Source organism: Candidatus Zixiibacteriota bacterium, assembly GCA_017999435.1.
In the GTDB taxonomy this organism is placed as follows: Bacteria; Zixibacteria; MSB-5A5; order GN15; family FEB-12; genus JAGNLV01.
The window spans coordinates 18,862-31,438 of the sequence record JAGNLV010000003.1 but is presented as its reverse complement, the minus strand read 5'-3'; the positions used below and the strand labels follow the sequence as shown (position 1 = coordinate 31,438).

Genomic DNA, 12,577 nt, shown 5'->3' with positions numbered 1-12,577 from the left:
ATGCTTTACTCAGGTTGGGAGATCGCGCACCCGGGACCGCCTTCAGCCGGTAGCCCGCGGTGGGGGTTAGTGTATGCCGAAACCGTCAGCTCGCTTTCCGTTCTTCGTCTCCACGATTGTTCCGGCCTGTAACGAGGCGGGCAACATCGAGCAGTTCTGCCGGCTGTTTGCCGACATGCTTCAGTCGGCCCCTTTCGACGGTGAGTTGGTCTACATCGACGACGGTTCGACCGATGACACGCTGGACAAGATCAAGGCGGCCGCCGCGGCTTACCCTTTTGTCCGCTATGTTTCGCACCAGCACCGGCGCGGCGTGACCGACGCGCTCCGCTCCGGGTTCAGCGCCGCGCGGGGAGATGTGTTTGTTTTCTATCCGGCCGATTTGCAGTTTCTCCCCGAAGACATCCCGGCCCTGGTGGCGCCGATTGCCGACGGCGCCGACCTGGTGGCCGGCTGGAAACAGGGCGAGTACCAGAAGAGGTTTGTCTCGACAGTCTATAACTGGCTGTCCCGCAAGATCTTCAACCTCAAGGTCCACGATCTTAACGCCTGCAAAGCGTTCCGCCGCGGAGTGGTCGAACAGATCTTCATGCGCAAAGACTGGCACCGCTATCTCGTCGTGCTCGCCGCCAACGAGGGTTTCCGGGTCGAGGAAGTCAAGGTCCGTTTGTACCCGCGGGCCTGGGGCAGATCGAAGTACCAGTCGATCTGGCGCGTCCCGGTCGGCGTGCTGGACATGCTGGCGGTGAAGTTCCAGTTGACCTTTCTGCGCAAGCCGCTCATGTTTTTCGGCTTCACCGGCCTGGGGTTCTTCCTGCTCGGGTTCCTCGTCGGTCTGTGGGCCGTGTACCTGAAATACTGGCGCGGGGAAACGCAGCTCCCGCTTCTGTACCTCGTGCTGTTGCTGGTCGGTCTGGGGATCGCTCTCTTTGCCATGGGATTCATCACCGAGGGTCAGGCCGCCATTAAAGAGGAGCTTGCCTCCATGCGCCGCGAGGTCGAGAGCCGGCTGCGTCAGCTCAGCCGGGACCGCGACCACGGCTGAGCCGTTTTCCTGCCGTCATCTTTCCGGGGGCCATGATTCTCGGGGCCGCGCCACGCCATGATCCGGGGGGACAAAAAAGGTTGCTTTGCCGATGGTTTGTGGTTATGCTTGGCCTCGGGTATCGGCGCGGCCGAAACGCCCTAACAGTTTGTCTCACAAGCCCGTGGCCGTGTCCGACACTTCCCGGAAGCTGAGGCGCAGAGAGCGGAGAATCGTTTGGCCAAAAAGAAAAAAGCGGGGGATGCTCCCCCCGCCGCAAAGCGCGAAACGAGTCGCCTGAATATCGAGCAGTCGCCCTGGTTCACCCCGGTCGCCTTCGCCATCATCTTCATCGGGCTCGTCATCCTCTTCCGCGACTTCATCTTCTCCCGACTCATGCTCGCCGGATCGGACATGATCCAGGCCGGGATTTTCTTCCGCTCCTTTCTGGTTGACTACTACCACGCCCACGGCGCAGTGCCGCGCTGGAACCCCTACATCTTCGGTGGGATGCCTTTTGTCGATGCCTTTCACGGCGACATTTTCTACCCCCTGTCGTTCCTGAAATACTTCGGCAACATCTTCCGCATGCTCGGCTGGGTGCAGTTCTGGCACATTTATCTCGCGGGCATTTTCATGTACCTTGCCGCCCGGCAGTTTCGGCTCTCGAAAATCGCCGCCCTGCTGGCCGGCGTGGCGTACATGTTCGCTCCTTACCTCGTGTCGTTCGTCGCGCCCGGCCACGACGGCAAGATGTTTGTGACCGCCCTGTTTCCGCTGACGGTGTATTTCCTCGACCGGGGGATCGCCCGCGGGTCCTTTTTCGACTTCTCGATGCTCGGGCTCGTGATCGGGTTCATCGTACTCTCGCCGCACCCGCAGATGTCGTATTTCACACTCTGGGCGCTGGCAGCGTACATGGTTTTTCGACTTGTATTTCTCTTTCGGGAGAAGCGCAGGATCCGCCTGCTGGTGCGTCCGGCGGCGCTCACCGCCTACGCCGTGGTGATCGGCCTCCTCCTGTCGGCCATCCAGTTCTATCCCGGTTACACTTACACCCGGGAGTTTTCGCCGCGCGCCGACACCAAGCGCGGCTGGGAGTGGGCGACGTCGTGGTCCCTCCATGAGGAGGAGGCCGTCTCGCTGGTGATCCCGGAATTCGCCGGGGTGATGACCCGGGGGGCGCAGACGTTCTACTGGGGCAAGAACGCTTTCAAGGACAATTCCGAGGCGGTCGGGGCGGTGACATTCTTCCTGGCGCTGCTGGGCGCCTTTTTCGCCCGCCGCCGCGAGGCCTACTTCTTCGCCGGCCTGGCTCTCTTCGCCCTCCTCTATGCTCTGGCCGACACCACCCCGGTTTTCCGATTATTCTACTGGCTCATCCCGATGGTGAAATCGCTCCGCGCCCCGTCCATGATCATGTTCCTGTTTTCGTTCTCGGCGGCGATGCTGGCCGGGATGGCGGTCCAGCGTCTGCGCGATGCCCGTCAGGCCGGGAATGCCGACCCGCCCGGCGCGCGTTTCGAGTGGCTCCTCTGGGGCGTACCCGGCGGGCTGTTCGTCCTCGCGCTGCTGTTCAGCGCGGCGGGGGAGGGGATGCTGAATCTCTGGACCTCGCTGTTCTACAGCGAGGCGGCTCAGACCCAGGTGGCCCGGGGCGTGAGCAAGCTCGACGTCGCCTACCGCAATCTCCCGGCCATCCAATCCGGGGCCTGGCTCGCGTTTGTTTTTGCGGCGCTGGCGGCCGCGCTGATCTGGGCCTACCGCTCGCGGCGCGCCGGCGCGGCCGTGCTGGCCGTTCTCGTGCTGGTGCTGATGGTCGACGGAATTCGTCTCAACAGCCGCTTCATCGAGGTCATGGATCCCCGGCAGGAGTGGCCGGAGAACCATCCGGTCGCCCAGTTCCTCCTCGAGCAGCCCGGCCCGTTCCGGGTCATGAACTTCAGCGTCCTGCGCATGGATCTGCTCCCCTACTACGGGATCCCGGTGGTGACCGGCTACCACGGCAACCAGCTCCGCTGGTACGACGACCTCCTCGGCGGCCCGGGGGCGCCCCACGCGGGCGGCGACCGGATGCCGGCGGCGGCCAATCCCCGCTTCCTCAATCTCGTGGGGGCCAGGTACCTGCTCGTACCCGGCGGCACGCGGCTGCCCGACGGTTTTCTGGGCGACCGCCCGGTGACCGAGCTCGCCTCCAGCGCCCAAGCCTCGGTCCTCCAAAACGACAACGCTTTCCCCCGCGCGTTCCTGGCCGACCGGTTCCGCGTGGTCGAGGACAACGCCGCCATCGACTCGCTCGTCCTCCACGGCGATGAGAACCTCCGCGAGATCGTCTACCTCGAGAAAGCCCCCGGCCTGGACATTCCCCGCGACTCGCTCGGCGCCGACTCCGTCTGGTTTGTCGACTACCAGCCCGACACCGTGGTCCTGGGGCTGCAGGCGGCAGCGAACAAGCTCCTTGTCCTGACCGACAACTGGTACGATGCCTGGCAGGTGATGCTCGACGGCCGCCCCGCCGAGATCCTGCGCGCCGACGGCAGTTTCCGCGCCGTGGCCGTGCCGGCCGGGACAAGAGCCGCCATGTTTGTGTATAAATCCGATAGGTACCGGCTGGGGAAACTGGTCACCGTCCTGACCGCCCTCTTCCTCGCCGGTGTGGTCGTTTTCCAGGTTGTGCGAACGCGCCGCCGCCGCGGCGAGGAGATGGCTGCCTGATATGCCCGCGCCCCACTCCCAGCGTGCGCTGATCATCTTCCCGACTTACAACGAGCGGGAAAACATCGAAAAGATCGTCCACGCGGTCCTGCCGCTGGACCCACGCATCAATGTGCTCGTGGTCGATGACAACTCTCCCGACGGCACGGGGGAGATTGTCGACCGCCTGACCCGGCAGGAACCCAAAGTCCACGTCCTTCACCGCGAAAAAAAGGAAGGGCTGGGCCGCGCCTATCTCGCCGGTTTCCAATGGGCGCTCGAAAACGGTTACGACTTTATCTTCGAAATGGATGCCGACTTCTCGCACGGGCCGGAGTACATCAAGGATTTCCTCCGCGAGATTCAGCGTCACGATCTGGTGATCGGCTCGCGCTACATCAACGGTGTCAACGTCATCAACTGGCCCATGTCGCGCCTGCTTCTGTCCTATTTCGCCAACGTCTACACACGCTGGATCACCGGCCTGCCTTTGCGCGACGCCACCGGCGGGTTCAAGTGCTTCCGGCGGAAAGTGCTTGAATCGCTTGATTTTGATGCTATCCGCTCCAACGGCTACTCGTTCCAGATCGAAGTTTCCATGCGCGTCTGGAAAAAAGGCTTTAGAATCAAAGAAATCCCCATTATCTTTTATGATCGGACCTCCGGGGAATCCAAAATGTCCAAGCGGATTGTCCGGGAGGCTATCTGGATGGTGTGGTGGCTGCGCATCAAAGCGATGTTCGGCCTGCTGAAATGAGAGACGGGGACATGTCGGCGGATAAAGAAACCGTATCGGTCGTCATCGTGACGCATAACTCCATGCCCCCGCTGGAGGACTGTCTGCGCAGCCTGCGCGCCGGCGCTAACGGCACCCGCCTGGAGATTATCAACGTCGATAACCGCTCCGCCGACGATTCGCCCGAGGTGGTGAAACGCTACTTCCCGCAGGCCAAGATTATCCGCAACCCCTCCAATGTCGGGTTCGGCCGCGCCTGCAACCTGGCTGCCGAGCACGCCACCGGCGACTACCTTCTGTTCCTCAACCCCGATCTCCAGGTCGACCGGAATTCGATTGAGAACCTCCTGGAGGTGTGTCGGCGCGCCGAGCGGGTGGGCACGGCCGTGGGGCGGATGCGGTTTCCCGACGGTTCGTTCCAGGCGACCTGCCGCCGCCTGCCGCAATTCAACAACATGCTCTTCTCGCGCGGGTCGATCTTCGCGCGGCTCATGCGCACCAACGGCCAGTACACGCTCCCGGATTTTCCCGAGGTGACCCCGGTGCCGGCGGCGGCCGGGACGATGATGATGATCGAGAAGCGGCTGTTTCGGGACGTCGGCGGGTTCGACAAGCGCTTCTTCATGTTCATGGAAGACGTGGATCTCTGTCTGCGGCTGGGGCTCCTGGGCTACCGGAACTACTTTGTGCCCGCCGCGGGGGCCGTGCACCTGTGGGGGAGAGGCAGCCGGGTCGGCAAGTTCCGCCGCAACCTCCACCACCATATCAACGTCTGGCGCTACTTCGCCAAGCACTACCCGAATATCCTGTCCTATGCCCTGTTGCCCTTCGCTCTGGCGCTCAACCTTCTCTTGGTGACGGTGCTGCCGGTGTCGCAGCCGGCCAACCGCCGCCCCTGACACCCCGCCCTTCCCATCGCTCCATTTTTTGAGGTTGTTATTTCATTGCCGATCGTTATCTTAAAAACTTGACCGCGTCCCGCGGGGCGGCCGGGGAAGCCTGTGCGCGCCGCGGACGGCACAAGTAGCGACGGGGACTGCGTATGCCGGAAGGCCCGATACTGGATTTCGAGAGACCGATCCGTGAGCTGGAGAAGAAGATCTCCGGCATGAAGGATTTCAGCATCGGCGAGAGCATCGAGCTGTCGGGGGAGATTGCCCTCCTCGAGCGCAAGCTCGAGCGCCTGCGGGAGGAGGTTTACTCCAACCTGAACCGCTGGCAGATGGTGCAGCTCTCGCGCCACCCCAAGCGCCCCTACACCCTCGACTACATCCGCCTCATGACCACCGGGTTCATCGAGCTGCACGGCGACCGGCGGTTTGCCGATGATCCGGCCATGGTCGGCGGGTTGGCCTGGCTCGATGACCAGCCCGTCATGATCGTCGGGCAGCAGAAGGGGCGCGACACCAAGGAAAAAGTGCGGCGGAATTTCGGCATGGCCCACCCCGAGGGGTACCGCAAGGCCCTGCGCCTCTTCCGCCTGGCCGAGAAGTTCGACGTCCCGATCGTCATTCTCATCGACACCCCCGGCGCCTTCCCCGGCATCGGCGCGGAAGAGCGCGGTCAGGCGGAGGCGATCGCCTACAACATCCGCGAGATGTTCGGGCTCCGGGTGCCGATCGTCATCGTCATCATCGGCGAAGGCGCCTCCGGGGGGGCGCTCGGAATCGGCGTGGGCGACGTGGTGATGATGCTTCAGTTCTCGTGGTACTCGGTGATTTCGCCGGAGGGATGCGCGGCCATCCTCTGGCGCGACGCGGCCAAAGCGCCCGAGGCGGCCGAGGCCCTCCGGCCCACCGCCTCCGACCTCATGGCGTTGAAGATCGTTGACAAGGTGATTCCCGAGCCGAGCGGTGGGGCGCACAGCGATCCCGAGGGCGCCGCCGCCGCTGTCCGGGCTGAAATCCAGGGCGCGCTCGCCGATCTCAAAGCTCTCCCGGTCGACCGGCTGCTCGAGCGCCGGCTCGCCAAGTACCGGGTGATTGGAGAATTTGACGAGTAAGTAGACGTGGAGTTGTGCATATGCCGTTGTCCGACAAACTGCTTTCCAAACTGGCCTGCCCCAAATGCCGGGGCCCGCTCTCTTTTGACGCCGACCAGAACCGGCTGCTCTGTTCCGCCTGCCGGCTCTCGTACCCGGTCCGCGAGGATATCCCGGTCCTGCTCGTCGATGAGGCGGAAAAACTGTAGGCAAAGGTAGGGGCAATGAAACTGTCTAAGTTCTGCGACGAAACCCTGGTCAAGTTCAACCTCAAGTCGGCCACCAAGGACGACCTCATCGAGGAACTGGTCGACCTCGTCGCCACCTCCAACATGGTCAAGGACCGCGACCAGCTGCTGACCGACGTCCGTGAACGCGAGAACCTCGTCACCACCGGGGTCGGCTACGGGGTCGCCTTCCCCCACGCCAAGACCAAGTCGGTCAAAGGCATCGTGATCGCGTTCGGGCGAAGCAAGCAGGGGGTGGACTTCGACGCCATGGACCACAAGCCGGTCCATTTGTTCTTCCTGATCGCCGCCCCCGAGGACGCCATCGGCGCTCACCTGAACGTGATGGCGCGGCTGTCCTTTTTGATGAAGTCCGAGAAGAACCGGCAGAAACTGCTCGAGGCGAATTCGCCGGGGGATGTACTGGCCTTAATGGATAACGTCGAATAGCCGCCCTGCCGATCATCCCGGTATGACCTGGATTTCGACGCAGTTTGCCAAGCACTGGCGCAACATCCAGTATACTCTCGTGGCCGTTTTGTCGGCCGCGCTCATTCTTTGGCCCGCCCTCTTGGACCAGACGGTCCGGCCGGTGGTGCTCAACGGTCTGTACTACCCGTTTTTCAAACTTCGCAGCGCCGTGGAACTGCTTCGCTCGCAGGCGGCGGCCAACCAGCAACTGCGCGAGGCGCTCATGGCCGCGTCGCTCGAACTGGCCGCCAGCCGCGAGGCGGTCCGCGAGAACGCCCGCCTGCGCGAGCAGCTCGGCTACACCCCACCCCCCGGCCGCACCATTCTCCCCGCCGAGGTGGTCGCCGTGGCGGGCGCCGAGATGCCGGTGAGCGCGGTGATCGACCGCGGCTCGGCCGACTTCGTCCGCGTCGACCAGCCGGTCATCAACCAGTACGGCCTCATCGGCCGGGTGCGCTCGACCACCCCGCGCTTCGCCACCGTCCAGCTCCTCACCGACCCCGCCAACCGCGTCGCCGGGCGGATCGAACGCAGCCGCGAGATGGGCATCGTCCGCTACCTGCCGGGCCGAGGGATGATCCTCGACAACTTCCCCATCTTCGGCGACATCGCCGTCGGCGACACGGTCGTCTCCTCCGGTCTCGGCGGAATCTACCCCGAGGGTCTCGTGGTCGGGGTGGTGACCGACGTCCACCGAGGGGAACACGCCGCTTTTGCCGACGTCGCCATTGACCCGGCCGTGAATTTCCAGTCCATCGAGGAGCTCTTCCTCCTGCGCACGGAGGGGCGGCCATGACCGTCATCCCCTACCTCCTCTATCTGCTCCTGGTGGCTTTTCACGAGGTGATCCTGCGCGACCTCACGGCCATCTACGGCGTCACGATCAACCTGCCGGTTCTTTTGGTCCTCGGGGTGGCGCTGTACAAGCCGGAGGCGGCGGCCCTGTGGTTCGGCTTCGCCGCCGGGCTCGCGGCCTCGGCCGCCCGGCCCGAACTGTCCGGCTGGTACGCCCTCCTGACGGCGGGGCTGGCCGCCGCCGCCTGGCACGTGCGCGAGCGGCTCAATCTCGAGGCTCTCCTGTCGAAACTCTTACTGGTGTTCCTCGGCGTCCTGGCGTATAACTTGGTGGCCGCGGCCGTGGGGGGGCTGGAGGGGTACTGGTTCCACGTCTACCGGCTGCAGATTCCGGGCGCCGTGTACACCGCCCTCGTCGCCTGGGTGTTCTTTCTCTTCAAGGAGAGACGGGTGACGGCGCAGAAACTGAAAGCGATGTTTTGACGCGGTTTCCCGCAGGTTATGACGCACCCGCATTTGCCACTGGAGCTTCGCGCGAAGGCCGCCCTCGCCCTTGTGATCGCGGGCGCCCTGTTTCTCGTCGCCGGGCTGGTCCGCCTTCAGATTTTCAAGTATGCCCAGATGGCCGCGCAGTCGGAGGCCAACCGCCTCCGCATCGTGCCGATCGTTCCCCGCCGCGGTGTCGTGTACGATCGCGACGGCCGCCGGATCATCGACAACCGGCCCTCCTACACCCTCTCCGTCGTCCCCGCCGAGGAAGTCCGCGGGGTGACGGTGCCGAATCTCGCCCGCCTCCTCGGTGTCGACACACTCGAGATCCGCAAGCGCATCCGCCGCAACACCATCAGCGTTTTCCAGCCCGCCCCGGTCCAGCGCGACGTCTCCTTCGAGACGATCGCCGTGATCGAAGAACAGGTCGAGCAGTTCCCGGGTGTCGGTTACCAGGTGGAACAGGTGCGGCAGTACCCGGTCGGTCTCGGGGCCGAGGTTTTCACCGGCTACGTGGGCGAGGTGTCGCGCGAGGAACTCGAGCGCTACGGCAATGACAACTACCCGCTCGGCAGCATGATCGGGAAAAAGGGGATCGAGAAGCAGTACGACCAGCTTTTGCGGGGGCGGGAAGGCACGCGCTACATGGAGGTCTCGGCCACCGGCCAGTTGCTCGGCGAGTACCGGGGGAGACAGCGCCAGGAGGCCACTCCCGGCACCGATCTCACCCTCACCATCGACCTCGATCTCCAGCGCGCCTGCGGCGAGGCCCTCGACACGCTCCGCTGCGGCGCCATCGTCGCCGCCGACCCGCGCACCGGAGAGATCCTCGCCATGGCCTCGTACCCGGCTTTTGACGCCAACGTCTTCTCCGGCGTCATCCCCGAGTCCCTCTGGACCGCCATCTCCTCCGACACCCTCCACCCGCTGCTCAACCGCCCCCTCGCCGGGCTCTATCCGCCCGGTTCGACCGCCAAGGTGGTCACGGTCGGCGCCGGCCTCGAGGAGGGCCTCATCACGCCCTCGTCGACGTTCAGGTCGTGCATCGGGGGCTACCAGTTCGGCAACCGGTTCTTCCGCTGTTGGGAGAAAGGGGGCCACGGCAGCCTTGTGGCCGCCCACGCCATCGAGCAGTCCTGCGATGTCTACATGTACCAGGCGGGACTCAAGCTCGGCGTCGACCGGCTGAGCGAGTACTACATTAAGTGCGGCTTCGGCCGCCCGACCGGCATCAATCTCCCCGGCGAGCTGAAAGGTTTCATCCCGACCACCGAGTGGTACAACCGGACCTACGGCAAGAGCGGCTGGACGCGCGCGGTTGTGCTCAACAACTCCATCGGCCAGGGCGAGGTCCTCGCCACGCCGCTCCACCTCCTCCAGCTCTACTGCGGCCTGGCCGGCAACGGCATCGTGCAGCAGCTCCACATCGTGCGCAGATTCACCACCCCGGCGGGGGATGAACTGGAGGTGAGTCCGAAGATCAAGTTCGCCCTCCCCTTCTCCGAATCTACGCTGGCGATTCTCCGCGAGGGCATCGAGCTGGTCGTGCAGGGAGACCGCGGCACGGCCCGCTCGCTGCGGCGCAAGGAATACCGCATTGGCGGCAAAACCGGCACGGCCCAGAACCCGCACGGCAACGACCACGCCTGGTTCTGCGGCGTCGCCCCGCTCGAGGCCCCCGAGATCGTCGTCGTCGCTATCGTCGAGAACGCCGGCCACGGTTCCACGGCGGCCGCCCCGGTGGTCGGCAAGATCATCGACGCCTACATGAAGAAGAAGCGCGATCCCGAGGCCTTCTTCGCCGAACAGCAGGCCCGCGCGGACAGCCTGGCCGCGGCGAGAGCCCTCGCGGGCCTTTCCGACACGGCGGCCGCGCCGGCGCGCGCCGCGAGGGGGAACTGATGCTCGACTATCGCCAGCTGGACTGGAAACTCATCGGCGCCGTCTTCGCGCTCTCGGCCATCGGGGTGGTTCTCATCATGACCGCCCAGCACCATGCCGAGAGCGAGTACGCCCGCACCTTCTACCTGCGCCAGTTGCTCTGGCTGGTCATCGCCCTGGCCGCGGCCGCGGCCGTGCTCCACCTGCCCTACCGGCTGTTCGACTTCGCCGCCTACATTTTCTACGCCGTCGCCGTGCTCCTGCTGGTGGCGGTGCTGATGTTCGGCGCCACGCGGATGGGGGCGACGCGCTGGTTTTCTTTCGGCCCCATAAATTTCGCGCCGGCGGATGTCGCAAAACTCGCACTCATTTTCGCCCTCGCCCGCTTCTTCGCCTACTCGAAAAGCCCCCTCCTGTCGGGTCAGCGGGTGGCGGTCTCGCTCGGACTCACCGTCGTCCCCATGATGCTGATCCTGAAGCAGCCCGACCTCGGCACCGCCCTCACTTTCCCCGTGGTCATGTACGCACTCTGGTTCTGGTCGGGCATTCCCCCTCTCTACCTGCTGCTCATCGCCTCGCCCCTGTTGTCGCTGGTAGCGGCCAGCAACGCGATCTCGTGGTCGATCTACATGGCCGTGCTTCTGGCCGTGCTCATCCTGTTCAAGCCGGGCCGCCAGCTCATCTTCAGCGTCCTCATCGTCGTCGCCAACCTCGCCTTCGGCGCCGTCATGCCGCTCGTGTGGAACCGTCTCGAGGAGTACCAGCAACTGCGCATCATCTCGTTCGTCGATCCCTCGCAGGATCCGCGCGGCGCCGGCTATCAGATCATTCAGTCGAAAATCGCCATCGGGTCGGGCGGTCTCTGGGGCAAAGGGTTTCTCGGCGGGTCGCAGACCAAGCTTGATTTCCTCCCCGAGCGGCACACCGATTTCATTTTCAGCGTGCTCGGCGAGGAGTTCGGCCTCTGGGGGGCGCTCATTGTCCTCGCCCTCTTCTTCGTCTTCTTCTACAGGGGGATTCGCATCGCCGCCCGTTCCCGCTCGCGTTTTCTCTCCTATGTCTCTTTCGGGGGCGTGGCGATCATCTTCTTCCAGTTCCTCGTCAACATCGGCATGACGCTCGGTCTGATGCCCGTCACCGGCGTGCCGCTCCCGTTTCTCTCCTATGGCGGCACGTCGCTCGTCCTCTCGTGGGTGCTGGTCGCGTTCCTCCTCAAAGCCGACTACCACTGGCAGGAATACTGATCCGCCGGGGCCGCGCTCACAGCTCCCCGCTCAGCCAGTGCAGGACGTTCAGTAGAAACCGGGCATTCTGCGGCGCCGCCGGGCTGTTCATCCCGGCCGGCGTCCGGTTCGGACCCGCCAGTTGCGCCGAGAACATCGCCGCCTCCCCGAACACGGCCACCCGCCCCGCGCCGATCACTTTCACCGCTCCCTGACACCACCCGCTCACCGCGACCGCGGCTGTGTTGGCGTCGAATTGCCAGGCAGTATCGGGCGCAAGCGACACCACTCCATCGCCGAACACCATCAGCCCGGCCGCGCTATCCGCACGAAAAGCCTCGCCCGTAAACGACGCGACCGAGTCGATCCGTTCCCTATCGTTGCGCCCGCGCGTGATCGCGTGGTCGCGCAGCGTGCCGTCCGCCCGGCGGAAGACATACGTGCCGCCGGTCGGCGAGGCCGTGTCGACGGCGAAACCGTTGTGCAAATGGAAGCCGAAGGCCGCGGCGAGTTCGGCCGCCGCCCCGGGAAACGGCATGTGATCGGCGATCAACAAGAGCGCGCCGCCCCCCTGCACCCAGGCCGCGACCGCGGCGATTTCGTCGGGCGTGAACGCCGAGGGCGTCGGCAGCGACCACTCCTGCGCGTTGCGCTCATGGAGCGCGTTGGAGACCACCAGGATCTCCCCCCGCGCGAGCGAATCCCCCGTGAACCGGCAACCCGAGGGGAGCACGCGGTACCCGTCGCGGCGCAGCAGCTCTGCGAACGTGTAGTAGCGGCCGCCGGCGGTGTGGAAGTTGTGATGCCCCTCGTCGATCAGCACCACCGGGCCGTTCGGGGCGGGGAAGGCCGGGTTTTCGATCGGCGGCCGGAAAGCCGAGTCCGGCACCTGCTGGGCCGGGGCGGCCGGCGCCGCCAGCATTAACAGCGACAGAACCATCGGGCAATACGATCGCACGCAAGCCTCCTTCCACGGCCGCTGCCGTTTCCGCACGATGATGCCAAGAGACGCGGGGCTGCAGAATCTACGAATTTCCTTGGCCGGTGTTGCGGCCG

General features: G+C 64.8%; 12 protein-coding genes. 11 read left to right on the top strand and 1 reads right to left on the bottom strand.

The features are described 5' to 3' along the window. Positions 1-73 precede the first annotated feature (73 nt). From KA261_08325 to rodA, 11 genes are all read left to right on the top strand, one after another. Positions 74-1,045 carry a glycosyltransferase family 2 protein gene (locus tag KA261_08325; GenBank protein MBP7697801.1) on the top strand — a complete coding sequence of 324 codons (972 nt, stop codon included), beginning with the start codon at positions 74-76 and terminating at the stop codon, positions 1,043-1,045. A 216-nt stretch (positions 1,046-1,261) separates the two neighbouring features. Beyond that, complete coding sequence (locus KA261_08320; GenBank protein ID MBP7697800.1) at positions 1,262-3,739, top strand: hypothetical protein; 2,478 nt, start codon at positions 1,262-1,264, stop codon at positions 3,737-3,739. A 1-nt stretch (position 3,740) separates the two neighbouring features. Next, positions 3,741-4,475 (top strand): polyprenol monophosphomannose synthase, encoded by a 735-nt coding sequence (locus KA261_08315; protein ID MBP7697799.1) that lies wholly within the window; start codon positions 3,741-3,743, stop codon positions 4,473-4,475. An 11-nt stretch (positions 4,476-4,486) separates the two neighbouring features. Continuing rightward, positions 4,487-5,353 carry a glycosyltransferase family 2 protein gene (locus KA261_08310; GenBank protein MBP7697798.1) on the top strand — a complete coding sequence of 289 codons (867 nt, stop codon included), beginning with the start codon at positions 4,487-4,489 and terminating at the stop codon, positions 5,351-5,353. Between the two features lie 143 nt (positions 5,354-5,496). Then, a complete protein-coding gene (locus tag KA261_08305; GenBank protein MBP7697797.1) occupies positions 5,497-6,456 on the top strand; it encodes an acetyl-CoA carboxylase carboxyltransferase subunit alpha in 960 nt (319 codons plus the stop codon). A 20-nt stretch (positions 6,457-6,476) separates the two neighbouring features. Continuing rightward, the gene (locus tag KA261_08300) at positions 6,477-6,644 is read left to right on the top strand and encodes a Trm112 family protein (protein ID MBP7697796.1); all 168 of its coding nucleotides are present in this window, start codon (positions 6,477-6,479) and stop codon (positions 6,642-6,644) included. Positions 6,645-6,659: 15 nt separating this feature from the next. Then, positions 6,660-7,112: a PTS sugar transporter subunit IIA gene (locus KA261_08295; GenBank protein ID MBP7697795.1), complete on the top strand. Its 453-nt coding sequence runs from the start codon at positions 6,660-6,662 to the stop codon at positions 7,110-7,112. Between the two features lie 22 nt (positions 7,113-7,134). Continuing rightward, a complete protein-coding gene (mreC, locus tag KA261_08290) occupies positions 7,135-7,929 on the top strand; it encodes a rod shape-determining protein MreC (GenBank protein MBP7697794.1) in 795 nt (264 codons plus the stop codon). Beyond that, positions 7,926-8,411 carry a rod shape-determining protein MreD gene (mreD, locus tag KA261_08285; GenBank protein MBP7697793.1) on the top strand — a complete coding sequence of 162 codons (486 nt, stop codon included), beginning with the start codon at positions 7,926-7,928 and terminating at the stop codon, positions 8,409-8,411. The genes mreC and mreD overlap by 4 nt, the downstream gene beginning before the upstream one ends. A gap of 18 nt (positions 8,412-8,429) precedes the next feature. Continuing rightward, complete coding sequence (gene mrdA, locus KA261_08280) at positions 8,430-10,319, top strand: penicillin-binding protein 2 (protein MBP7697792.1); 1,890 nt, start codon at positions 8,430-8,432, stop codon at positions 10,317-10,319. Beyond that, positions 10,319-11,542 (top strand): rod shape-determining protein RodA, encoded by a 1,224-nt coding sequence (rodA, locus tag KA261_08275; protein ID MBP7697791.1) that lies wholly within the window; start codon positions 10,319-10,321, stop codon positions 11,540-11,542. The genes mrdA and rodA overlap by 1 nt, the downstream gene beginning before the upstream one ends. Positions 11,543-11,558: 16 nt before the next feature. Here rodA and KA261_08270 read toward each other — a convergent pair whose 3' ends face one another. Continuing rightward, positions 11,559-12,479, bottom strand: a complete 921-nt coding sequence (locus KA261_08270) for a DUF4350 domain-containing protein (GenBank protein MBP7697790.1) — start codon at positions 12,477-12,479, stop codon at positions 11,559-11,561. Between the last annotated feature and the right edge of the window lie 98 nt (positions 12,480-12,577).

Coding starts and splice junctions, on each gene's coding strand:
- KA261_08325 (MBP7697801.1), top strand. CDS start 74: ATGCCGAAACCGTCAGCTCGCTTTCCGTTCTTCGTCTCCACGATTGTT.
- KA261_08315 (MBP7697799.1), top strand. CDS start 3,741: ATGCCCGCGCCCCACTCCCAGCGTGCGCTGATCATCTTCCCGACTTAC.
- KA261_08310 (MBP7697798.1), top strand. CDS start 4,487: ATGTCGGCGGATAAAGAAACCGTATCGGTCGTCATCGTGACGCATAAC.
- KA261_08305 (MBP7697797.1), top strand. CDS start 5,497: ATGCCGGAAGGCCCGATACTGGATTTCGAGAGACCGATCCGTGAGCTG.
- KA261_08300 (MBP7697796.1), top strand. CDS start 6,477: ATGCCGTTGTCCGACAAACTGCTTTCCAAACTGGCCTGCCCCAAATGC.
- KA261_08295 (MBP7697795.1), top strand. CDS start 6,660: ATGAAACTGTCTAAGTTCTGCGACGAAACCCTGGTCAAGTTCAACCTC.
- mreC (MBP7697794.1), top strand. CDS start 7,135: ATGACCTGGATTTCGACGCAGTTTGCCAAGCACTGGCGCAACATCCAG.
- mreD (MBP7697793.1), top strand. CDS start 7,926: ATGACCGTCATCCCCTACCTCCTCTATCTGCTCCTGGTGGCTTTTCAC.
- mrdA (MBP7697792.1), top strand. CDS start 8,430: ATGACGCACCCGCATTTGCCACTGGAGCTTCGCGCGAAGGCCGCCCTC.
- rodA (MBP7697791.1), top strand. CDS start 10,319: ATGCTCGACTATCGCCAGCTGGACTGGAAACTCATCGGCGCCGTCTTC.